The organism is Leucobacter weissii (genome assembly GCF_017565745.1).
Lineage (GTDB): Bacteria > Actinomycetota > Actinomycetes > Actinomycetales > Microbacteriaceae > Leucobacter > Leucobacter weissii.
Genome location: NZ_JAGDYM010000016.1, coordinates 22,067 through 43,490 on the forward strand (window position 1 = coordinate 22,067; position 21,424 = coordinate 43,490).

The 21,424-nt window shown below is 71.1% G+C and carries 17 protein-coding genes and 1 tRNA gene; 6 read left to right on the forward strand and 12 right to left on the reverse strand.

Features of this window, described 5'->3' with window-relative positions; translation table 11 throughout:
* Positions 1-18: 18 nt before the first annotated feature.
* The 4 genes from J4H92_RS13550 to J4H92_RS13565 form a co-directional block, all read right to left on the reverse strand.
* A complete protein-coding gene (locus J4H92_RS13550) occupies positions 19-1,800 on the reverse strand; it encodes a choice-of-anchor M domain-containing protein (RefSeq protein ID WP_208098724.1) in 1,782 nt (593 codons plus the stop codon).
* A gap of 346 nt (positions 1,801-2,146) precedes the next feature.
* The gene (locus tag J4H92_RS13555) at positions 2,147-3,124 is read right to left on the reverse strand and encodes a ribose-phosphate diphosphokinase (protein ID WP_208098725.1); all 978 of its coding nucleotides are present in this window, start codon (positions 3,122-3,124) and stop codon (positions 2,147-2,149) included.
* A 26-nt stretch (positions 3,125-3,150) separates the two neighbouring features.
* On the reverse strand, positions 3,151-4,566 hold the full coding sequence (gene glmU / locus J4H92_RS13560; protein WP_208098726.1) for a bifunctional UDP-N-acetylglucosamine diphosphorylase/glucosamine-1-phosphate N-acetyltransferase GlmU: 1,416 nt from the start codon (positions 4,564-4,566) through the stop codon (positions 3,151-3,153).
* Positions 4,567-4,804: 238 nt separating this feature from the next.
* Positions 4,805-4,876: transfer RNA gene (locus J4H92_RS13565), tRNA-Gln, on the reverse strand.
* A gap of 116 nt (positions 4,877-4,992) precedes the next feature.
* Between J4H92_RS13565 and J4H92_RS13570 the strand changes: the two genes are divergently transcribed.
* Positions 4,993-5,502: a MarR family winged helix-turn-helix transcriptional regulator gene (locus J4H92_RS13570; protein ID WP_208098727.1), complete on the forward strand. Its 510-nt coding sequence runs from the start codon at positions 4,993-4,995 to the stop codon at positions 5,500-5,502.
* Positions 5,503-5,624: 122 nt separating this feature from the next.
* On the opposite strand, the gene J4H92_RS13575 is transcribed toward J4H92_RS13570, so the two are convergent.
* The 6 genes from J4H92_RS13575 to J4H92_RS13600 all read right to left on the reverse strand — a co-directional run bounded on the left by J4H92_RS13575 (position 5,625) and on the right by J4H92_RS13600 (position 15,582).
* Positions 5,625-8,351 (reverse strand): Ig-like domain repeat protein, encoded by a 2,727-nt coding sequence (locus J4H92_RS13575; RefSeq protein WP_208098728.1) that lies wholly within the window; start codon positions 8,349-8,351, stop codon positions 5,625-5,627.
* 62 nt (positions 8,352-8,413) lie between these two features.
* Positions 8,414-10,408 carry a hypothetical protein gene (locus J4H92_RS13580; RefSeq protein WP_208098729.1) on the reverse strand — a complete coding sequence of 665 codons (1,995 nt, stop codon included), beginning with the start codon at positions 10,406-10,408 and terminating at the stop codon, positions 8,414-8,416.
* Positions 10,409-10,541: 133 nt separating this feature from the next.
* Positions 10,542-12,212: an amidase gene (locus J4H92_RS13585; protein ID WP_208098730.1), complete on the reverse strand. Its 1,671-nt coding sequence runs from the start codon at positions 12,210-12,212 to the stop codon at positions 10,542-10,544.
* A 157-nt stretch (positions 12,213-12,369) separates the two neighbouring features.
* Positions 12,370-13,584: an acyl-CoA dehydrogenase family protein gene (locus tag J4H92_RS13590; RefSeq protein WP_208098731.1), complete on the reverse strand. Its 1,215-nt coding sequence runs from the start codon at positions 13,582-13,584 to the stop codon at positions 12,370-12,372.
* Positions 13,585-13,843: 259 nt separating this feature from the next.
* Positions 13,844-14,497: an MBL fold metallo-hydrolase gene (locus tag J4H92_RS13595; protein ID WP_208098732.1), complete on the reverse strand. Its 654-nt coding sequence runs from the start codon at positions 14,495-14,497 to the stop codon at positions 13,844-13,846.
* Positions 14,497-15,582 carry an S-(hydroxymethyl)mycothiol dehydrogenase gene (locus tag J4H92_RS13600; protein ID WP_208098733.1) on the reverse strand — a complete coding sequence of 362 codons (1,086 nt, stop codon included), beginning with the start codon at positions 15,580-15,582 and terminating at the stop codon, positions 14,497-14,499. The genes J4H92_RS13595 and J4H92_RS13600 overlap by 1 nt, the downstream gene beginning before the upstream one ends.
* Positions 15,583-15,838: 256 nt before the next feature.
* On the opposite strand from J4H92_RS13600, the gene J4H92_RS13605 reads away from it, so the two are divergent.
* From J4H92_RS13605 to J4H92_RS13625, 5 genes are all read left to right on the forward strand, one after another.
* On the forward strand, positions 15,839-16,996 hold the full coding sequence (locus J4H92_RS13605; RefSeq protein WP_208098734.1) for an NAD-dependent formate dehydrogenase: 1,158 nt from the start codon (positions 15,839-15,841) through the stop codon (positions 16,994-16,996).
* Between the two features lie 70 nt (positions 16,997-17,066).
* Entirely contained in the window at positions 17,067-17,945 is an 879-nt protein-coding gene (locus J4H92_RS13610) for a LysR family transcriptional regulator (protein WP_208098735.1), read from the forward strand.
* A gap of 153 nt (positions 17,946-18,098) precedes the next feature.
* Positions 18,099-18,614: an HPP family protein gene (locus J4H92_RS13615; protein ID WP_208098736.1), complete on the forward strand. Its 516-nt coding sequence runs from the start codon at positions 18,099-18,101 to the stop codon at positions 18,612-18,614.
* A gap of 100 nt (positions 18,615-18,714) precedes the next feature.
* The gene (locus J4H92_RS13620; RefSeq protein ID WP_208098737.1) at positions 18,715-19,065 is read left to right on the forward strand and encodes a metalloregulator ArsR/SmtB family transcription factor; all 351 of its coding nucleotides are present in this window, start codon (positions 18,715-18,717) and stop codon (positions 19,063-19,065) included.
* Positions 19,059-19,217 (forward strand): zinc transporter permease, encoded by a 159-nt coding sequence (locus tag J4H92_RS13625; RefSeq protein ID WP_208098827.1) that lies wholly within the window; start codon positions 19,059-19,061, stop codon positions 19,215-19,217. The genes J4H92_RS13620 and J4H92_RS13625 overlap by 7 nt, the downstream gene beginning before the upstream one ends.
* A gap of 93 nt (positions 19,218-19,310) precedes the next feature.
* Here J4H92_RS13625 and J4H92_RS13630 read toward each other — a convergent pair whose 3' ends face one another.
* Positions 19,311-20,015, reverse strand: coding sequence for a TetR family transcriptional regulator (locus tag J4H92_RS13630; RefSeq protein ID WP_208098738.1), 705 nt, complete (start codon positions 20,013-20,015; stop codon positions 19,311-19,313).
* Positions 19,984-21,294 carry an MFS transporter gene (locus J4H92_RS13635; RefSeq protein WP_208098739.1) on the reverse strand — a complete coding sequence of 437 codons (1,311 nt, stop codon included), beginning with the start codon at positions 21,292-21,294 and terminating at the stop codon, positions 19,984-19,986. The genes J4H92_RS13630 and J4H92_RS13635 overlap by 32 nt, the downstream gene beginning before the upstream one ends.
* Between the last annotated feature and the right edge of the window lie 130 nt (positions 21,295-21,424).

Below are 21,424 nucleotides of genomic sequence, written 5' to 3' on the forward strand. Positions count from 1 at the left end.
TGTTGCCTCTCATGCGGATCAGCGCTTGACCGAGATCCTGATGGACTTCGCCGTGCCCCTCGCCACGTAGGCGTCGCCCGCGTACGACGCCCGCACGGTCTTCTTCCCGGTCCGGGCTTTCTTGCCGGTCTTGATCGTGATCGTCGCGCGGCCGTTCCTGAGTTTCGCCGACTTCGAGACCCCGGCGAGCTTCACGGTGACCCGCCCGCCCGGCTTCACCCCGGATCCGGAGACCCTGACGGTGAAGGAGGCGGAGGTGCCGCGCTTGACGCTCGACTTCTTCGCCGTCATCCGGACCCTGGGGCTCGCCTTCGCGACGGTGACCCGCGCGGTGGCCGCGGCGGCCGCGAACTCGCCCCGCGCTCCGGAGTAGTTCAGCCCGATCGAGCGCGTGCCCGGCTTCAGCGCCGTGTCCGGCACGGTGAGCACGGCCCGTCCGTTCCTCAGCGTGCCGGTCACGGTCCGGGATCCGATCCTCGCGCTCACCGCCCCGCTCGCAGCGGCGGGCGAGACGGCGACGCTGAGCCGCGCGGTCTTGCCGTAGACCTGTCGCACGGCGTTCGCGGTGAGACTCGTCGCCGCGAGAGCGGCGACCGGCTCGGTCTCGGAGGAGACCGCCGCATCGTCGTGTCCCGACGCCCACGACGCGCCGACGCGGACCGAGATCCGCTTGCCCGCCTCAGCCGCGGTCGGCACGAACTCGTGCGACGTCGCTCCCGCGATGGGCGTTCCGTCGGCCAGCCACTGGTAGGCGAAGCCGTCCGCCTGCGGATCCCAGGTCCCGGACTCGGCCGTCAGCGTGTGATCGACCTTCGGCGTGCCGGAGATGGTCGGCTGGGTCACGATCTCGGGCAGGCTCTCCTCGACCGGCTCGGTCGCCGCCGAGACGACGCGCCCCTCGGGGGCGTTCTGCCAGATCGCGGCGACCGCGACGGAGATGCGCGTGCCGATCTGGGCGTTGCCGGGCACGAACTCCGGTCCCGTCGCGCCTTCGACGGCGACTCCGTCCGCCAGCCACTGGTACGCGAAGGCCTCGGCCGCGGGCGACCAGGTGCCCGGATCCGCGGTCAGGGGCCGGTTCGTCTTCGCCTCGCCGGAGATGCTGGGCTGCGCGGTGATCTGCGGGAGGCTCTCGCCGACGTAGAAGGTGTAGCGCTGCGGTCCGGCGCTCTTCGCGGTGCCGCCGTCGGTGAAGGTCGAGGTCACCTCGAAGGTGTAGAGGCCCGTGGCGGTGAAGCCCCAGTTCAGGTGCTCGTGGTTCGCCGGGCTCGAGAACGACCAATCGTCCTTGCCCGTGTTCAGCCACTGCTCGGGGCCCTCGTCCCCCGACTGCCACAGCGCCAGCTGGCCGGGCCCGGAGAAGTCGGTGATCATGTGCGTGACGGTGATGCTCGGATAGTCGACGGGGTTGTACCCGAACCCGAGGAAGATCTGGCCGGGCTGGCTCGTCTGCGGCAGCAGGTAGTAGGTCGAGCCCTGAGCGATGCCGAGCAGATTCGCCACTCCCGCGCCGGCGGTGCGTCCGGCGACCGAGGGCTTCGCGTGGATGACGACCGCTTCGGGCGCGAGGTCGCCGAAGTCGTCGGCATGGAGCACCAGCCGGGGCTCGCCGCTCCCGTCCTTCGTGATGTAGAAGGCGTCGGCGTGGTTCTGCACGTACACGGTCCGGTCCGCGTATGGATCGGTCGCCTCCGCCTGGGCCGGCGCCGCGGCGAACATGCCCGCCACCAGCGCGCCGACGACGCCGACCGCTGCAGCCGCGCTGGAGCGCGCTCTCGTTCGGGTACTCAGCAATGCCATTCTCAGACATCCTTTCTCATGGCCGCCGGGCGCGGCCGATCATGCGGGAGGGCCCCGCTCTCACAGAGTCGGATGCTTATTGAGAATAGTTGTCGTTAGCATTTGATGCAAATCGGCGCGCCCGGTCGCGTGGCCACCCCCTGCGGAACCACCCGCGAGACACACGTAGACCCCCGTCCGAATGGGACGGGGGTCTACGTTTCACCTGACGGGACGCGGCGGCGAACTCGACGTCGAGCGGCCTGCGGAAAAGGGGTGCTTCTCTCCTATGCCGCCACCCCTCGCTCCGCTCCGTGGGCCGCCGTAGTGACGGCGCCGCGGCTTGCAGAAAAGCGATGCTTTTCTGCTACGCCGCGCCGTCGAACATGGAGGTGACGGAACCGTCCTCGAACACCTCGTGGATCGCCTGCGCCAGCAGCGGGGCGATCGGCAGCACAGTCAGCTTGTCGAAGCGCTTCTCCGGAGGCAGCGGCAGCGTGTCCGTGACCACCACCTGGTCGATGAACTCCTGCGACAGATGCTCCACGGCACGGCCGGAGAAGATCGCGTGCGTGCACGCGATCGTGATGCCCCGCGCCCCGTGCTTCTTCAGCGCCTCGGCCGCCTTCGCGATGGTGCCTCCGGTGTCGATCATGTCGTCGACCACCACGCACCAGCGGTCCTTCACATCGCCCACGATGTCGTGGACGGAGACCTGATTCGGCACCAGCGGATCGCGCCGCTTGTGGATGATGGCGAGCGGCGCGCCGAGCCGGTCGCTCCACACATCGGCCACCCGCACGCGCCCCATGTCCGGCGACACGACGGTCAGATCGTCGCGGTCGATGGTCTGCTTGAAGTGCTCCAGCAGCACGGGCATCGCGAACAGGTGGTCGACGGGTCCGTCGAAGAAGCCCTGGATCTGCGCGGCGTGCAGATCGACCGACATGATGCGATCCGCCCCCGCCGCCTTGAACAGGTCGGCGACCAGGCGGGCCGAGATCGGCTCGCGGCCGCGGCCCTTCTTGTCCTGCCTGGAATAGGGGTAGAACGGCGCCACCACGGTGATCCGCTTGGCCGAGGCCCGCTTCAGCGCGTCCACCATGATCAGCTGCTCCATCAGCCACTCGTTGATCGGGTGGGTGTGCGACTGGATCACGAACGCGTCGCAGCCGCGCACGCTCTCGTCGAAGCGCGCATACAGCTCCCCGTTCGCGAAGGTGCGCGCGTCAGTCGGCACCAGCTCCGCGCCGAGTTCCACCGCGACCTGCTCCGCGAGTTCGGGGTGCGCCCGGCCGGAGATCAGCACCAGTTTCTTCTGGCCGGCCATTTCGATCGTGCTCATGCTCGGTGTCTCTCGCCCTTCGATGTTCAGTGCTTGTCGGCGGCGCTCGCGCTGCCGGTTCCGGGTCGGTTCTCGAGCACCCAGCCCTCGATGTTCCGCTGCGGCGCCACGCTCACGGCGAGCGCCCCCGCCGGCACGTCCTTCCGCACCACGGCACCGGCCGCCGTGTAGGCGCCGTCACCAATCGTAACGGGCGCGACGAGCACATTCTTCGACCCGACCCGGACCGCGTCCCCGACCGCGGTCCGATGCTTCTGCACGCCGTCGTAGTTCGCGACGATGGTGCCCGCTCCGATGTTGCTGTCGACGCCGATGTCGGTGTCGCCGACGTAGCTCAGATGGGGCACCTTGCTCCCGTCCCCGATCTTCGCGTTCTTCGCCTCGACGAACGCGCCGAGCTTGCCGCCCTCGCCCAGCTCGGTGCCGGGACGGATGTAGGCGAACGGGCCGACCTCGGCGCGCGGCGCGAACACCGCGAGGGTGGCCTCGCTGCGCCGAATCCTGGCGCCCTCGCCGACCTCGCAGTCGACCAGGGTCGTGTCGGGGCCGACCACCGCCCCCGCCGCGATACTCGTGGCGCCCTGCAGGTGAGTGCCCGGCAGGATCTCGGCGTCGGCCTCGATGCTCACATCGGCGTCGATCCACGTCGTGGCGGGATCCTGCACCGTCACGCCCGCGCGCTGGTGCGCCAGCACGATGCGCCGGTTCAGCTCGCGCCCGGCATCGGCGAGCTGCGCGCGATCGTTGACGCCCGCGACCAGCCAGGAATCCTCCGTCGTCACCGCCTCGACGATGCCGCCGCCGGCGAGGATGCGCTGCGCGGTGTCGGTCAGGTACTTCTCGCCCTGCGCGTTCTCGGTGCCGATCTCCGCGAGCGCCCGCTGCAGCTCCCGCCGCGCGAAGACGTAGATGCCGCCGTTGACCTCGGTGATGCGGCGCTGCGCCTCATCCGCGTCCTTCTCCTCGACGATGCCCCGCATCGCGCCGTCGCCGTCCCGCAGGATCCGGCCGAGTCCCGTCGGCGTCTCGAACACCGCCGAGAGCAGCGTCATCCCGCGCCGGCCCTCCACATGCCCCGTGACCAAGCGCTCCAGGGTCGATGCGTCGATGAGCGGCACATCCCCGCTGAGCACCACGACGCTGCCCTCGAAATCGTCCGGAAGCGCCGCGATCGCCTGCTCCACCGCGCGTCCGGTGCCCGGCACCTCGTCCTGGTCGACGATCACGGTGCCCGGCGCATGCTCCGCGATCGCCTGCGCCACCGCCTCGCGCTCATGGCGCACCACGGCGATCACCGTGTCGGGCTTCAGGCCGGCGGCCGTGTCGAGGACATGGGCGATCAGGGAGCGCCCTCCGATGCGGTGCAAAACCTTCGGGGTGCGGGAGCGCATCCGCGTCCCCTGCCCGGCCGCGAGAATCACGACCGCAAGCTGCTGTGACATGAACGTCCTTTCGCGATTCGGAGCGACAGAGAAAGCCGGGCTTCACCCACCGCTCCCCACACACGGAGAGGCTACGCCTCCCCATCCTTGCACGCGCCTGTAGGCGCGCGACGGAGCGACGGAGAAAGCTGCGCTTCACCCACCGCTCCCCACACACGGAGAGGCTACGCCTCCCCATCCTTGCACGCGCCTGTAGGCGCGCGACGGAGCGACGGAGAAAGCTGCGCTTTCTCCGTCGCTCCGCCCCTAGGATTCGAACCTAGACTTCACAGCTCCAAAGGCTGTCGTGCTGCCATTACACCAAGGCGGACCGTGCCGCCCGGCGGCACCGTACGATTCTACCCATCCCCGCGTTCCCCTCGGCCCCGGCATCCCGCCGCTCCCGCCGCCCAGGGGGCACCCGCAGGTGAGGATAAGCTGGGGCGCATGAAGCAGCAGGACGAGGTCGATCGGATCCTCGGCGAATGGGCCGCGGCCAGGCCCGACCTCGACCTCGCGCCGCTCGCCGTCTTCTCGCGGATGACGCGGGTGACGAAGCACGTCGACCGGGCACGCTCACAGGCCTTCGAGCGGAGCGGTCTGAGCGTCTGGGAGTTCGACGTGCTCGCAGTGCTGCGCCGCGCCGGAGCGCCGTTCCGGCAGAGCCCCAAGGTGCTCGTCCAGGAGACGATGGTCTCGAGCGGGACGATGACCAACCGCATCGACCGCATGGAGGAGCGCGGGCTCGTGCACCGGCTCACCGACCCGAACGACGGACGCGGCGTGCTGGTGGAGATGACCGAGCTGGGGCAGACGCTCGTCGACGCGGCCATGACCAGGCTCACCGATGCCGAGGAGCAACTGCTGGGCGGCATGCCGCGGGCCGAGCGGGAGCGCCTGGCGGTGCTGCTGCGCAAACTGGCGCTCAGCGTCGGGCGCGCGGGCGCCTCGGGCTGAGCGGAGCGGTCGGCCCGCAGGGCGCCTGATCGTCCGCCTCAGACGATTCCGGGGCCGAAGTCTCCCGCATGCGCGCATGCGGCGCGGGAGGCTTCGGCCCCGGTTCGGCGTGCAGCGGGCGGCTACCTCCGGATCTTCTGCGTCGTCTTGGCGGAGGTCGCCGTGACGTTCGCGCTGCCGAGATACTTCGCGGTGACGCGCGTGCTCGACTTCAGCGCCTTCGGCGCCTTCACCCTGACGACGCCCTTGGCCGAGGCCTTCAGCGAGACCGTCTTCGTCGCGGATCCGAAGCTCACGCGCACCTTCCCGGTCGGGTAGCTGCCGCTCTGGAGCTTGCCGAGACGCACCGTGACCGTCGGACGGGCACCGCGCTTCGCCGTCTTGGCCGTGACCCTGGCCGACGACACCGAGGCCTTCGTGACCGTGAGCTGCCCTGCGGCGTAGCGCTTCGCGGACTCGGCGTGCGCGTCATCTCCGAGGAACTGGGCGGAGACGCGATAGGTCCCGACCGGCAGCACCGGCAGGGTCCGGGTCGCCACGCCGTCCGCGTTCACCGACGCGGTGCCGAGGTCGCGGCCTCCGGCCGTGAACAGCACCGTTCCGCTGCTGGCGCCGTCCACCGACACCGTGGCCGACGCGCGCACGCCGTAGACGGCCTTCAATGCGCTGAGCGACACGGCCGAGAGGAAGACCGGAGCGGGGCTGACGGTCACGCGCTCGGCCTTCGACGCGCCGGCATCGAAGCGATCGTCGCCCGCGTAGCTCGCGGTGAGACGGTAGCTGCTCGCGGCGGTCGGCTCGTAGGAGAAGGTCGCGACGCCGTCGACGATCTCGGCGGAACCGAGCTCCCGCTCGCCCGCGAGGAAGACGACCTCGCCGGTGGCCGCGGCGGGCACCGCCGCGGTGAACTCGATCTCGTCTCCGACGACGCCCGCCGTGTCGCCGCCGAGAACGACCGACGAGCTCTGCTTCGCCACGGCGGTCGCAACGGACCCGGTCGAGCTCTGCAGCTTCTGCGTCCCGGGAGCGAAGGTCGCGACGAACTCGCGCTCGCCGGCGGACGGCTGCTCGGCGATCTCGCAGACCGCGGCGCCGCCCGAGACCGTGACGGCCTCGCAGCCGTCGATCGGCTCGCCCTGATCGCTGAACGCGACCGTGCCCCCGGCGGCGGGCTTCCCGCCGTCGACGAGCTGCTTCACCGTCGCCGAGAGGGTGAGCGGGCCGCCGGCTCGAGCACCCTCCGAGACCGTGACCGAGGTCTCGGTCTTCAGATCGCCGAGCAGCACGATGCTGGCCTGTCCGGCCTGGCTCTGCGCGAAGTCCGCCCCGATCAGCAGATCGTCCACGCCGTTGCCGTCGAAATCGCTGAGGCTGCCGACCGCGCGGCCGAAGCGGTCGCCCGCGACGCCGCCGTCGATACGGAACCCCTGCGCCGCGGTGAGCGAGCCGAGCTCGATCGCGCCGGTGCGCTGCGGATCGCCGTAGACCACGTAGGCGGCGCCGCCGGTGGTCATCGTGGCACCCGTCTCCGGATCGATCGGATCGTAGCCGTAGGCCCCGATCAGCGCGTCCGGCACCCGGTCGCCGTTCACGTCGCCGATGCCGGCGACGGAGTATCCCGCGGCGTCCGAGGCGACGGCGCCGTTGATCCAGTAGCCGCGCGGGGCGGCCGTGCCCACGCAGTCTCCCGTCGTGGCGACGCCCTCGGCGTCGCAGGTGTAGACCGCGACCTCGGCCGTCGGATTCGTGTAGACGGTCGCGTCGGAATCGGATCCGTAGACGATCGCGGCACCGCCGTTGCGGGGGCCCGTGGCGGGGTTGGTCACGCCGTCGGCCCCGAGCAGCAGGTCGGCCTTGCCGTCGCCGTTCACATCGCCCGCCGCGGCGACGGAGACGCCGAGGCGGTCGCGGGCGCGGGTCGGCCCGTACACGGCGAAGCCCTTGCCGCTCAGATCCGACACCGCGATCTCGCCGGTCTGACCGCCCCAGATCACGTGAGCCGAACCGGCGGCGGCAGCGGAGGAGCCCCACGGCGTCGCCGTGTAGGCGCCGAAGAGCAGGTCGTCGATCCGGTCGCCGTTGACATCGCCGACGTTCGACACGACGCTGCCGGTGCTGGTCAGCACGACCGCCTCGGGCGTGACGCTCAGGTCGATGTTGTCGATGTCCCGCTTGCCCGGGATCACGTAGACCTTGTTGCCCGACGAGCTGCCGACCGCGAAGTCGTCGAGGCCGTCGCCCGTGACGTCGCCGACGCCCTTCACGGAGTAGCCGAAACGGGTGTCGCCCTCCGGCCCCTTGACCGTGAAGCCGCTGGATCCGAGGTGGTCCAGGGAGACCGGCTCGAACTTCTCGGCACCGAACACGACGTAGGCGCTGGTGGCGAGGTAGTCCCCGATGAGAATGTCGTCGAAGCCGTCGTTGTTCACATCGCCGGCGCACGACACCGTGAAGCCGATGAATGCGTTGCCGCGGCTGGGGCCGTCGATGCGGACGGCGTTGACGTCGGCGGGGTCGGCGAGCGAACCGCCCACGGCCTCCTCGGTGCCGAGCGCCACGTAGGCGGCGCCGATGCGGCTGAAGGCGCCCTTCGACCACCACCACGCGCCGAACACGGCATCCTCGAGGCCGTCGCCGTTCACGTCGCAGGACGCGGTGCTCACGGCCGAGCTGGTCGCCGCGCCGGGATCCCCGGTCAGCGTCAGCGTCGTGCCGTGCTCGGTCGGCTGCGGGTCGGCGGCGGCCGGCGCGGCCGCGGCCAGCGCGACGCCGCTCAGGAGCAGCGCGGCAGCCGAGGCGGCCGCGATGGGGCGTTGACATACTCTCAAGAGGGTTCTCCGTTCGTTCATTCCTGCAAGTCCGTCGCGCCGCGCCGCGGCGCCGCTCGGGCGCCGGATCGCACGCGCGGGGGTCAGTTCGGCGCGTGGACGCCGTTGTTCTTGCCCCAGTCCGCGTTCAAGTCGAACTGCAGCCGCTCGAGGCTGAGGTCGGCGCTGACCGCGCCGGCCACGGCCCACTGCCTGATAGCGCCCTGCGACGCCTCCGCACGGGCCCCGCCGCCGTAGGGATCGGTGTAGAAGCCCGGGCTTCCGGGAAGACCGGTGACCCGGTTCTGGCCGAGATAGAAGTCGCGCTGGGCGCCGTCGAAGGGAGAGCGGGGATCCCGGTAGTCGAATCGTTCGAGCCCGGCCACCGTGCTCCACGGATAGACGCTCGCGGCGCGAGCGGCGGTGCCCTCCTCCCAGAGCAGGTCGACGGGGCGGCCGATGCCGTTGCTCGTCTCGGTGCTGGTGCGGGAGTCGTAGTAGCGGCTGGGGTTGCGGATCCCGAACCAGGGGTCGAAGGCGGCGACGACGGCGCCGTCGGCGGTGGTCAGCTCGTTGGCGCTCATCCACACCTCGTAGATCGACCAGATGTCGGAGCCCGCGGTCACCGCCGCCTGGGCGCAGCCGCGGTCCGGGATGAGGCGGCCGCCGCCGGCGGTGGTCGCGGGGGGAAGCTGGCTGAACCTGGTCTGCACGACGGTGCCGCTCGCGCACGAGCGGTTGAACTCGTTCGGATCGCCGTAGCGGGAGAGGGTCGTGCTGATCAGCTCGGTGCCGTCGTTGCAGCGGACGGCGTAGATGAGCTCGTGCGCGTTGTTGGCGGTGGCGTCGGGCGACCAGCTCCCCTGATGCGCCTTGATGAGGAAGTCGCAGACGACCCTCTCCCGCTCGCCGTCCGCGTTCTCGAAGGTCACGTTCCGGTGACCGTCGCCCACGAGGGCCACGTCGTTGCGCAGGAACACCTTGTGCCCGCCGTTGTCCTCGTGCCGCATCGACAGGTGGGAGTGGCCGGCGGCGATATGGTTGTCGAGCTCCTCGCTCGCGTAGCCGAAGGGAAGCCCCTGCGGCTCGCCCTCGACCAGGTCCGACGGTGAGAAGAAGTCGGCGACCCACTGGTAGATGTCCGACTCGGTCGGGTCGGCGCCGTGCTCATGGCCGAAGGTGCACAGCTCGCCGGTCGCCGGGTCGGTCACCTGCGCCGGATGCCAGGTCGGATAGTACTTGCCGTCCGGGCCGACGGTGCGGTACTGCTCGTGCAGCGACGCGGGGCAGGTGTCGTAGGAGGTCGGCGTCCAGTTGCGCTGCGCATAGGCGACGGAGGCGGTGCGCTCCGGCACCGGCTCGGGCTCCGGCGTCGCCTTCGTCAACGTGAGCGCCGCGACCTGGCGCACGGCGTCGGGCCTGGATTCGACGATCACCAGCTGGTGCACGGCGCGATCGCCGAGCCGTGGGACCTGGGCGGCCGGAACGGTGAGCCGCACCGTGACGTCGCCCCGCTTCGCCGTCTTCACCGCGGCGCTCGCGATCGCGGATCCGGACGAGCGCAACTCGACTCTCGCGGTGCACCCCGCCGACGCGCCGCAACGCATCGCCAGCGGCACCGTGCGATCCTCGCCGATTGTGGCGCTCTGCTGCCGGAGCGAGAGCTGGGCCTTCGCCGGCTTGACGGTCGCCGTCCTGGTGAACGACGTCTTGCGCGGCTTCACCGCCTTGCCGGAGACGGTGAGTTTGGCGGAGCCGCGGCTCACGAACTTCCGGTAGCTCGAGACGGAGAGCTTCCAGTTCAGCGTCTTCGTCGCCCGCTTCGCGGCGCGATAGCTCAGCGTCTTCTTCGCTCCGGTCGAGAGCCGCAGCGTCACCTTGCCCCGGCAGCTCTTGGCTCCGCAGGTCACCCGCACGGTGACCAGACGATCGTTGCCGACCGTCGCGTCCACGGAGACGCTCTGACGCGGCGCAGCCTCGGCGGGCTCGGGCACGACCACGATGCCCCCGAGCAGCAGTGCCGCGGCGAGAAGCGCCAGCAGGGGGGTGCGGAGCCTGCGGCCCGCTCCGGTCGCCGTTCGCTGCTCGCCTCGTCGCATCGTTCTCCTCGGGTCTCGCCGTCTCCGTCGCACCCGTGAATGGGCACGATGAATGATCTTATCTAGGGCAGCCTCCCTTAAACAAGATCAGATCTTCGCGCGGCGCGGCGCGGCGAAGCCGGGAGTCCGAGCCTCAGTCGAGCAGCGGAGCCTGCCGAAGCGCCGGGCCGCCCGCTTCGAAGGCCGCGCCGTAGGCCAGGAGCGCGGGATCATCGTAGGCCCGGCCGGCGAACGTGAGACCGACCGGCATGCCGATATCCGCCATGACCCCCATCGCGACCGTGACCGTGGGGATGCCCAGGTGCCGCAGGGCGTAGTTGCCGTTCGAGAAGAAGACGCCGTTCGACCAGGCGTGGTCCGCCGAGACCGGATCCCGCTCCGCGTCCTCGCGCCCCGCGTCGGCGTTCGCCGGGAACACCGCGCCATCGAACCCCTGCTCGGCGAGCCACTCCTCGAAGAGTCGCTCGCGGAGCCGGACGAGCGCGCGCAGGCCGTCCGCGAAGTCGGCCCGCTCACGCGGATCCGGGATCCCGTCGCGCGCCATCGCCACGGTCGCGCGGTACCGGTTGGGGTAGTCCTCGATCTCCTCGTAACGATCGGGCAGCGTGCCGGACGGCACCGGGAAGATGAGATCGGGGTCGACCTCGGCGAGTCGCGGCAGGCGCGGATCACCGTTGGCCTTCAGGAAGTCGTCCCAGCCGAAGGCGAGGAAGTGGGTGAACTCGGTGTCCATCCACCCCTCGGGCAGTTCGCCCAGCGCCGCGACGTTCTCCTGCCCGGGCCGATCCCCCTCGTACTGCTCGATGAGCGGGAAATCTGTCTCCACGACCTCGGCGCCGAGCACCTCGAGGCGCGCCCGCGCCGCGCGCCAGAGCTCGAGGACGGAGGGGCGCACCGCGATCGGGAAGCGCGGATCCTCCCCGAGATACATGCGCGGCGCGGCGAAGCGCTTCCCGCGCAGCGCGGCCGGATCGCGCAGCGCGGGATAAGACGCGGGCCGGTGCTCGCCGGGCCTCGGCAGCTCGATCACCCGCTGGTGGCGCCAGAAGTCGCCGCGCGTGACCGGGTCGTCCTGCACGAGCACGTCGAGCAGGCGCAGGAGATCGGGCATGGACCGCGCGTGCGGGACCACCACATCGCGCGCGGGGAACAGCGGCCAGTTGCCGCGGATGCTGAGGATCCCCCAGCTCGGCGTGTAGGCGCAGAGGCCGTTGTTCGAGGCGGGGCTGCGGCCGCTCGACACGGTCTCCTCCCCCATCCCGAACACGGCGAGGCTCGCCGCGGTCGCGACGCCGGAGCCGTTCGACGAGCCCGAGGCGTAGGCGGCCGCGAGGTAGTCGGGGTTGTAGGGGCTCTCCGCGCGCCCGTAGACGCCTCGCTGCATCCCGCCGTCGGCCATCGGCGGCATGTTCGTCTTGCCGATCAGCACGGCCCCGGCCTCGCGCAGCTTCGCGACCGAGAACGCGTCCCACTGGGCGACGAGGTCGGCGAACGCGGGAGACCCCGCCGCGACCGTGAGCCCCGAGACCATGTAGGAGTCCTTGACCGTGAACGGCACGCCCTCGAGCGGACGGGCGGTGCCGGCCGCGCGGCGGCGGTCGCTCTCGGCCGCTTCCTCCAGGAGGCCCGGGTTGATGACCGGGACGGCGTTCAGCCTCGGCCCGTGGCGGTCGAGGTCGTCGATGCGGCGCAGGCACCACTCGGCGAGCTCGACGGCGGTGATCAGCCCGGCGTCGAGCGCCTCCAGCGTCTGCTCGATGCTCGCCTCGACCGGATCGAATTGCGGTGCGCCCTCATCAGCCATGCCCCCACTGTACCCGCTGCCCGAGGGCCGCCCCGCGCCTCACGATGTCGCACGAACGGTCGCTCCCGCGCTCCGTGGACAGCCATTCGTGCGACATCGTCGCGAGGCGGGGCACCGGGACCCGGGCCCGGGCACCGGGCCCCGCGTGGAGCACACCTTACGCGAAGGCCGAGAGCCCCGTGATGTCGCGGCCGATGATGAGCGCCTGCACGGTCTCGGTGCCCTCGTAGGTGTGCAGGGACTCCAGGTCGGCGAAGTGCCGGGCGACGCGGTGCTCCAGCAGGATCCCGTTGCCGCCCAGCAGATCGCGCGCATTGCGGGCGATGTCGCGCGAGGTCCGCGTGGCCGTGTACTTGCCGAGCGAAGCGCCCGGGCCCGAGAGCTCGCCGCGCTCCTCGGCGCGGGTGAGCTGGACGATCAGGGTCTGCAGCGCGGTCAGCTGACTGAGCATCTCGGCCAGGCGGCTCTGCACGATCTGGGAGGCGGCGAGCGGGCGGCCGAACTGGATCCGCTGCCTCGCGTAGTGCACGGCGGTCTCGTACGCCGCGGTGGCCTGGCCGAGCGCCGCCCAGGCCACTCCGAGCCGGGTCGCCTGCAGCACACGAGCGGTGTCGGCGAAGCTGCGGGCTCCGGGCAGTTTCGCCTCCTCGGGCACCCGGACGCGGTCGAACTCGATCCGCGCCTGCCAGATGGCGCGAAGCGAGACCTTCCCCTCGATCGTGGCCGCCCGGTAGCCGGGCGCGTCCTGCGGCACCAGGAAGCCCTGCACCTGACCGTCGTCTCCGCGCGCCCAGACGACGGCGATCCGGCCCACGCTGCCGGATCCGATCCACTTCTTGTGACCGGTGATGACGTAGTCGTCGCCGTCGCGCACGGCGCGGGTCTCGAGGCTCACCGAGTCGGAGCCGTGGGTCGGCTCGGTCAGCGCGAAGGCGCCGAGCTCCTCGCCGCGGGCGAGCGGCGCGAGCCAGCGCTCCTTCTGCGCCTCCGAACCGCAGAGGGCGATGGAGCGCAGCGCCAGACCGCCCTGCACCCCCACGATCGTGGCGACCGAGCCGTCACCGCGGGCGAGCTCCATGGTCGCGAGGCTCGCGGCGAAGAGGCTCTGCTCGGGAAACCCCGGCACGTCGATGCCGTCGCGCAGCAGATCGAGATCGCCGAGACGCTTCGCGAGATGCAGCGGATACTCGGCACGGTCCCAGATGCCGGCGATGACGGGACGCACCTCGTCCTGCACGAAGGCCCGGGCACGATCCCGGTAGGCGCGATCCTCGTCCGAGATGCCGCGGAAGACCCCGGCGACATCCGGATCGAGCGGCTCCCAGAGCTCGTACTCCGGCTCCTCGGTCCCCAGGCCGACATGCTGGCTCATCTGCGGCTCCCCTCGTCGCGACCGCGGCCCATCGCCGCGTCATCACGAGTATGCCGGACGCCGACCGGAGGCCTCCGTGCATTGTAGGAGGTCCACAGGCGCGGCTGCGCGTGCGGCTTGCGCGGGGCTTGCGCGTGCGGAAGCACGTTATGACTCAGGGGGTACCGTGTTGCCCCGCAAGAACGTACCCCCTGAGCCGGAAGGTACCCCCGGAGCGAAAATCCGCCCACGAAACAGGCAGAAGCGCCCGCCGAACGGTTCAGTGCCCGCGGTCGATCCACTCCTGGAGGTGCGGCTTCTCGTCGCCGATCGTCGTCGTGTCGCCGTGCCCGGTGTGCACGACCGTCTCCTCGGGCAGCGCGAGCAGGCGCTCGCGGATCGACTCGACGATCGTCGGGAAGTCGCTGTAGGAGCGCCCGGTCGCGCCCGGTCCGCCCTGGAACAGGGTGTCCCCGGTGAACACCGCGCCGAGCGCGGGGAGCGAGAAGCTCGTCGAGCCGGGGGAATGCCCGGGCGTGTGCAGCGCGGTGAGCGACACCCCGGCGACCTCGAACACGTCGCCGTCGGCGATCTCCGCATCCGGCGCATCCTCGTACACCGCATCCCAGAGGATCCGGTCCTCGGGGTGCAGGTGCAGCGGCGCGCGCAGCAGCTCCGCGCTCTCCCGGGCTGCGCGGATGTGGTCGTCGTGGCCGTGGGTCAGCAGGATCGCGACCGTCCGGCGATCGCCCACCGCGTCCGCGACCGCCTGCGCGTCGTGCGCAGGATCGATCACGATCGCCTCGGCGTCGTCCCCGACGATCCAGACGTTGTTGTCGACGTCCCAGGTGCCGCCGTCGAGCGAGAAGGTGCCGCTCGTGACGAGTCGTTCGATGCGCACGAGGCCGCTCTCTTTGCTCTCTGCCTCAGACATCACAGCACCACCACCGATCGCAGCACGGTGCCGTCGCCCATCTTGCCGAAGGCGGCCTCGACGTCGCCGAGGCCGATCCGCTCCGTGACGAAGCCCTCCAGGTCGAGACGCCCCAGTTTGTACTGGTCGATGAGCATCTGGAAGTCGCGGCTCGGCAGGCAGTCGCCGTACCAGGAGGACTTCAGCGATCCGCCGCGGCCGAAGACGTCGAGCAGCGGCAGGCGCAGCTGCATCTCCGGCGTCGGCACGCCGACGAGCACGACGCGCCCGGCGAGGTCGCGCGCGTAGAACGCCTGCTCGTAGGTCTCCGGGCGGCCGACCGCGTCGATCACGACGTCGGCGCCGAAGCCCCCGGTCAGCTCCCGGATCGCCTCGACCGCGTCGGTCTCGCGCGAGTTGACGGCGTGGGTCGCGCCGAAGCGCTTCGCCTGCTCCAGCTTGGCCCCGTCGATGTCGACCGCGATGATCGTGGTCGCCCCGGCGAGCTGCGCGCCCGCGATCGCCGCCGTGCCCACGCCGCCGCAGCCGATCACCGCGACGGACTCGCCGCGCTGCACACCGCCGGTGTTGATCGCGGCGCCGATGCCCGCCATCACGCCGCAGCCGAGCAGCCCGACCGCCGCAGCGTCCGACTCCTCGTCGATCTTGGTGCACTGGCCGGCCGCGACGAGGGTCTTCTCGATGAACGCCCCGATGCCGAGCGCGGGCGCGAGCTCGGTGCCGTCCTCGAGCGTCATCTTCTGCCGGGCGTTGTGCGTGGCGAAGCAGTACTGCGGGGCGCCCTTCGCGCAGGCGCGGCACTGCCCGCACACGGCGCGCCAGTTGAGGATCACCCGATCCCCCACGGCGACCTCGGTGACGCCCTCGCCCACCGCGGCGACCCGTCCGGTGGCCTCGTGACCGAGCAGGAACGGGAACTCGTCGTTGATGCCGCCCTGCTGGTAGTGCAGATCCGTGTGGCAGACCCCGCTGGTGATGACGTCGACCACGGCCTCTCCCGGGCCGGGATCGGGGACCAGCACCGTCTCGATCGTCGCCGGAGCGCCCTGCTCGCGGACCACGACGCCCTGAACTCTGTAGACCATGGGATTCCTTTCACGATGCACGGCTCTCTGCGACGGCGGCAGGGATGGCGGCCACCGCGCCGCATCATCCCCAGGCTATCGAACGGTCCACGGCGCGCAACCGCGCGGGACCCCGGTTCGGCCGGTAGCGCCGAACGACCGTGCGGAGCTGCCTGATGGACGCGGCGGATCGGAGCACCTACCGTGAGCAGGAACGCGAACGGTTCGCGTCGGAACAGATGCAGACGCAGTCAGATGCAGTGATGGAGTGATGCGCATGGCGAAGGTACTGGTGGTCCTCTACCCGGACCCGGTCGACGGATTCCCGCCGACGTACGCACGGGACACGATCCCGGAACTGACCGCGTACCCGAACGGGCAGACGCTCCCCTCGCCCCGCGCCATCGACTTCACCCCGGGCGAACTGCTCGGCTCGGTCTCCGGCGAGCTCGGCCTGCGGAAGTACCTCGAGGAGAACGGCCACGAACTGGTCGTGACGAGCGACAAGGACGGCGAGGACTCCGTCTTCGAGCGGGAGCTCGTCGACGCCGAGGTCATCATCTCGCAGCCGTTCTGGCCCGGCTACCTCACCCCCGAGCGGATCGCCAAGGCGAAGAACCTGAAGATCGCGATCACCGCGGGCATCGGCAGCGACCACGTCGACCTGAAGACCGCCATCGAGCGCGGGATCACGGTCGCCGAGGTCACCTACAGCAACAGCATCGCCGTGGCGGAGCACACCGTCATGCAGGTGCTCGCACTCGTGCGCGACTTCGTGCGCCAGCACGACATCGTCCGCGAGGGCGGCTGGAACATCGCCGACGCGGTGCAGCGCTCCTACGACCTGGAGGGCCTCGACGTGGGCGTCTTCGCTGCGGGCCGCATCGGTCGCGCCGTGATCGAGCGACTCGCCCCCTTCGGCGTGAAGCTCGGCTACACCGACCGCCACCGCCTTCCGGCCGAGGTCGAGGAGCAGTACGGCCTCACCTTCCACGAGTCGATCCAGGATCTCGTGCGCAGCATCGACGTGCTGACGGTGCACGCGCCCCTCACCGACGAGACCCACGGTCTGCTGAACGACGAACTGCTGGCGACCTTCCGCCGCGGCGCCTACATCGTCAATCCGGCCCGCGGAGCCATCGCGGATCGCGACGCCATCGTGCGGGCGCTCGAGAGCGGGCAGCTCGCCGGCTATGCCGGTGACGTGTGGTTCCCCCAGCCGGCCCCGGCCGACCACCCGTGGCGGACGATGCCGAACAACGCGATGACGACCCACACCTCGGGCACTTCCCTGCCGTCGCAGGCGAAGTACGCCGCGGGCACCCGCGAGATCCTGGAGGCCTACTTCGAGGGGCGCGAGATCCGCTCGGAGTACCTCATCGTGGACGGAGGCGCGTACGCTGGGACGGGCGCGCACTCGTACGCGAAGAAGTAGGCGCGGCGGTCCTCGGGAGGGGCGGGCACCGCCCCTCCCGAGGCGGTCGAGGCTCGAGAGGGGAACCGGGATGCTGCTCACCCAGTTGGAGTACTTCCTGGCGCTCGCCCGCGAGCAGCACTTCGGCCGTGCCGCGGCGGCCTCCTTCGTGTCGCCGTCGACGCTCTCCGAGGCCGTGCGCAAGCTGGAGGCGGAGCTCGGCGTGCCGCTCGTGCATCGGGGCCGCAGCTTCGAGGGGCTCACCGGGGAGGGCGAGCTGGTGCTCGTCTGGGCGCGTCGGATCGTCGCGGATCATCGCGCGCTGTCCGATGAGATCGCCGTCGCCCGGGAGCGCCTCGCGACGCGAGCCCGCTTCGGGGTGATCCCGTCGGGCATCGCGGCCGTGTCGCGGATCGTCACCCGCCTGAGCGACGCGAACCCGCTGGTCTCCTGCTCGATCGCCTCCGGTCTGACTTCCGAGGAGATCGTCGCCCGGCTCCGCAGCTACGAGCTGGATGCCGGGATCATCCATCCGTCCGCCGCCGACGGACCGGATCTGCACACCGTGCCCCTCGCATCGGTCCGCGCGGTCGTCGTCTGCGGAGCGGACGCCTTCGACGCCGATGTCGACGAGGTCACGGGCGAGATGCTCGCCCGTGCCCCGCTCTGCCTGCTCTCACCCGGGATGCGCGCGCGTCAGGTCTTCGACCAGGAGATGCACGCCCACGGCCTCGATCTCGCCCCCAGAGTCGAGACGGACTCGGTCGAGGCGCTGCTCGCGCTGGTCTCGGAGGGATCCTGGACCGCCGTGGTGCCGGAGAGCTCGCTCGGGGGTCGCCTCGACCCGGGGCTCCGCGTGCTCCCGCTCGTCGACCCCGAGGTGCGCACCCCGCTGGCCCTCGTGCGGATCGCCGACGACCCGGCTCCTCCGCTCTCCACGGCGATCGACGCCGTTTCCAGACCGGCCTGATCGTGTCCGGCCTCGCCCGCTCCCGAGAGATTCCTCTTCCGATGTCCGGACGCTTCGACAGGCTCAGCGACCGGCGCCTCCCCCGCCACAGAGCGTTTCGGTCCCTGAGCCTGTCGAAGGGGCTGAAACGCGACGCACGTCAGCAGGTTGCCCATGTCCCCCCTCTCCCGCCTCCTCGCCCGAACCCAGCCGCCGTTGAGCCGGTCGCGGATCGCCGCCGCGGCGCTGGCCGGCGCGCTCACGATCGCGGTGCTCGGACTGCTGAGCGATTCGACGGGCTTCCCGATCCTCGTCGCCGCCTTCGGCTCGTCGTGCGTCCTCGTGTTCACCACTCCCGCCGCGCCTCTCGCCCAGCCGATCAACGTGGTCGGCGGCCACCTCGTCGCTGCGGTCTGCGGGCTCCTCGCCCGCTATGCGCTGCCCACCGAATGGTGGAGCCTCGCTCTCGCCGTCGGTGCGGCGCTCGGGGCGATGGCGGCGCTCCGCGTCACGCATCCGCCCGCAGGCGGCACGCCGATCGCGATCATGCTCGCGCAGGAGAGCTGGGCCTATCTCCTGGTCCCGATCCTGGTGGGCGCGGCGATCGTCGCGGCCGGAGGGAGTCTCTTCCGGGCGCTCTCGGCTCGGGCCGAACGCGCCCGGGCGCGAGCCGGGGCCACCGCGAGCTGAACCGGGCCTCCGGCGGATCCGCGCGGAGGAGCTTCCGCGCGCCGCCCTCGGATTCATAAACATATTGCAATTTACTTATTTATGTGATTGAGTGGATCCCGTGGATGCAGAACCCGGACTCGCCGAGGCGGCGCAACTGTTCAAGGTGCTCGGCAACGAGTCGAGACTGGGGCTCCTGCGGCTGATCAGCCGAGAGCCGCGCGCCGTGAGCGCGCTGTCCGAGGCAAGCGGCATGTCGCAGCCGCTCGTCTCGCAGCACCTGCGCACCCTGCGCCAGGCCGGGCTGGCCACGGATGTTCGACACGGCAAGACGGTCGTGTACCACCTGGCCGACCTGCACGTCGATCACGTGATCGCCGACGCGCTCGCCCACGTGCTCGAACCCCGCGGCTCGGAGCATCCGCACGAATCGCACCATCCGACATCGCACCACACCGAGGAGACATCATGAGCACCACCGAGACCCGGGCCGAGCACACCGTCGCGGAGCACCGTCACGCCGAGGGCTGCGGCCATGAGGCCGTGGCGCACGAGGACCATGTCGACTATCTGCACGACGGGCACAAGCACGCCGAGCACGAGGATCACTACGACGAGCACTGATCGAGCGGGCACCGGCTCCGGCACGCGAGTGGGCGCGAAGCGCCCTTTCCCACTCGACCAAGGGGCACTTCGGGACCACAGACCTGCCGGGGCCTACCGCGGGGCGAGGGCACGCTCGACACCGTCGAGCACGACGCCGAGCTTGCCCGTGAACCAGTCGATCGGCGCGGCGGTGATCGCCGCATGGATCGCACCGTGGATGAGGTCGCGCTCGGCCGGGCTCGCCCCCTCGCCCGGGGCGTCGGGCGCCGACTCGACCTCCCACAGGCGGTGCAGGTGCGCCCGGCCCGGCCCGGCCCCCGGCACGATGGCGTCGAAGTGCTCGACGCCGCGCCGGTTGTCGGTGACGAGGTCGAAGACCACGTCGCAGGCGAGCACCGCGTTCGTCGCGCTGAAGCCCTGCCGCATGAGCATGGCGCACAGGTCGTCCATCAGGAGCATCATGCCGCGCGGCACGATGCCCCGAGCTGCCTCGGTCGCGGAGCCCGGGTAGGCCTCCCAGGCGTGCCACGCCGTGATGGCGTAGTCGGTCATCACCCGGCGCCAGGGCCCGTCGAGGCTCGGCCAGTCGATCTGCGCCATCGCGTGGTCGAGCCCGAGGCGCACCAGCTCGTCGCGATCGGGCGCGTGGCGGTACAGGGTGGTCTCGCCCACGCCGAGGCGCTCGCGCACGGCGGCGAAGGTGAGCCGCGGGAACCCCACCTCGAGCACGGCGACGGCGATGGCCTCGGGGGTCAGGCTCGGCGGGCGGCCCCGCCGGGGCGGATCACCGCTCGTCCGCCGGGGTCGATCCTTCATCGCTCTCCACTGTACCGTCGAAGGCGGCGTCACCGCGCTCCGCCTGCGGCCGCGCGACGGCGCGGAAGCGCGGGTGCAGCAGCACGAAGACCGCCACGGCGGCCATGATCGCGCCGCCGACGATGATGGGCAGCGGCGGCCACAGCCCGTAGAGCGCCGTGCTCGCGGTGGGAGCGACGACGAAGGTGAGCCCGTTCGTGGCCCCCACGAGCCCGGCGAGGCCGCCCTGCTCCTCGCGGCGCATGAGCAGCGTCGGACCCGCAGTGTAGCCCGGCATCGCGATGCCGAGGCCGAGGCCGATGAGCAGGATCGAGACGACCAGCAGCCACGCTCCGCCATCCGGCGCCAGCAACGCGAAGCCGAGGAGCGCGACGGATGATCCGACGCGCAGCAGCGTCGCCGGCGACCAGCCGCTGCGGGGCACGATCACCCCCTGCGCCACCACCATGCCGATGCCCGCGGCCAGCAGCGCGCCGCCGGTGACGAGGCCCGTCTGCTCGGCACCCAGCGCGAGCCGGTCCTGCACGATGAAGCCGGTGATGACCTGGACGAAGCCGAGCGCGGTGAACATGCCGAAGCCCGCGAGCAGGAAGGGCCAGACCCGCGGATCCCGCGGGCTGATGCGGGGCGGATCGGCGACGAGCTCCTGCCGCGGCTCCCGACGCAGCCGGAACGCGACGAGCGTCACCCCGACCGCGAGGAGCAGCGGAACCACCACGATCGGGACGATCAGCCCGAGCCCGGCGAGCGCGCCGCCGACGACGGCGCCGGCCACCATGGCGACCCCCTGCACCGCGCCGATGCCCGCCATGCCCTTCACCCGCGTCGGCTCGTCGGGGGTGACGTCGGCGATGTAGGCCTGGGCGGTCGGCGGGATCGCGGCGATCGCCGTCCCGAAGCCGAAGCCGCGCAGCAGCACGAACAGCGCGAACAGCGCGGCTCCGGTGAGCAGCCCCGACATGCCCGCCGCGGCGACCCCGGCGAAGAGCGCCATCGCCGCGGTGGCGAGGGCGAGAGCCGCCACGAGCACCGGCTTGCGTCCCCAGGACTGCGATCGGCGTCCCCAGAACTGGCTGGAGATCACGACCATGACGGCCGCCACGCTGATGGTCACGCCGATCTGCCATTCGGCGAGGCCCACCTCGCGCGACAGCGGCGCGATGATCGGGTTCAGGGTCATCTGCCCCAGATAGGCGAGGAACACGATCCCGAGCAGCAGCGGGATCTGTGGCTTGGTGTTCGGCAGCGCCTCCTGCGGAGCCTCGTCGGGCCTGGTCATGTCTCTCCCTGCAGGTCGGTGCTTCGGCTGGTGAGCGGTCGCCCGCATCGGGGCGTCGACCGCACGGCGCCGATCGAGGATCTGGCGGCGTCGCGGCGCCGCCCTGCGGGACTCCTATTTCGAGAGTATA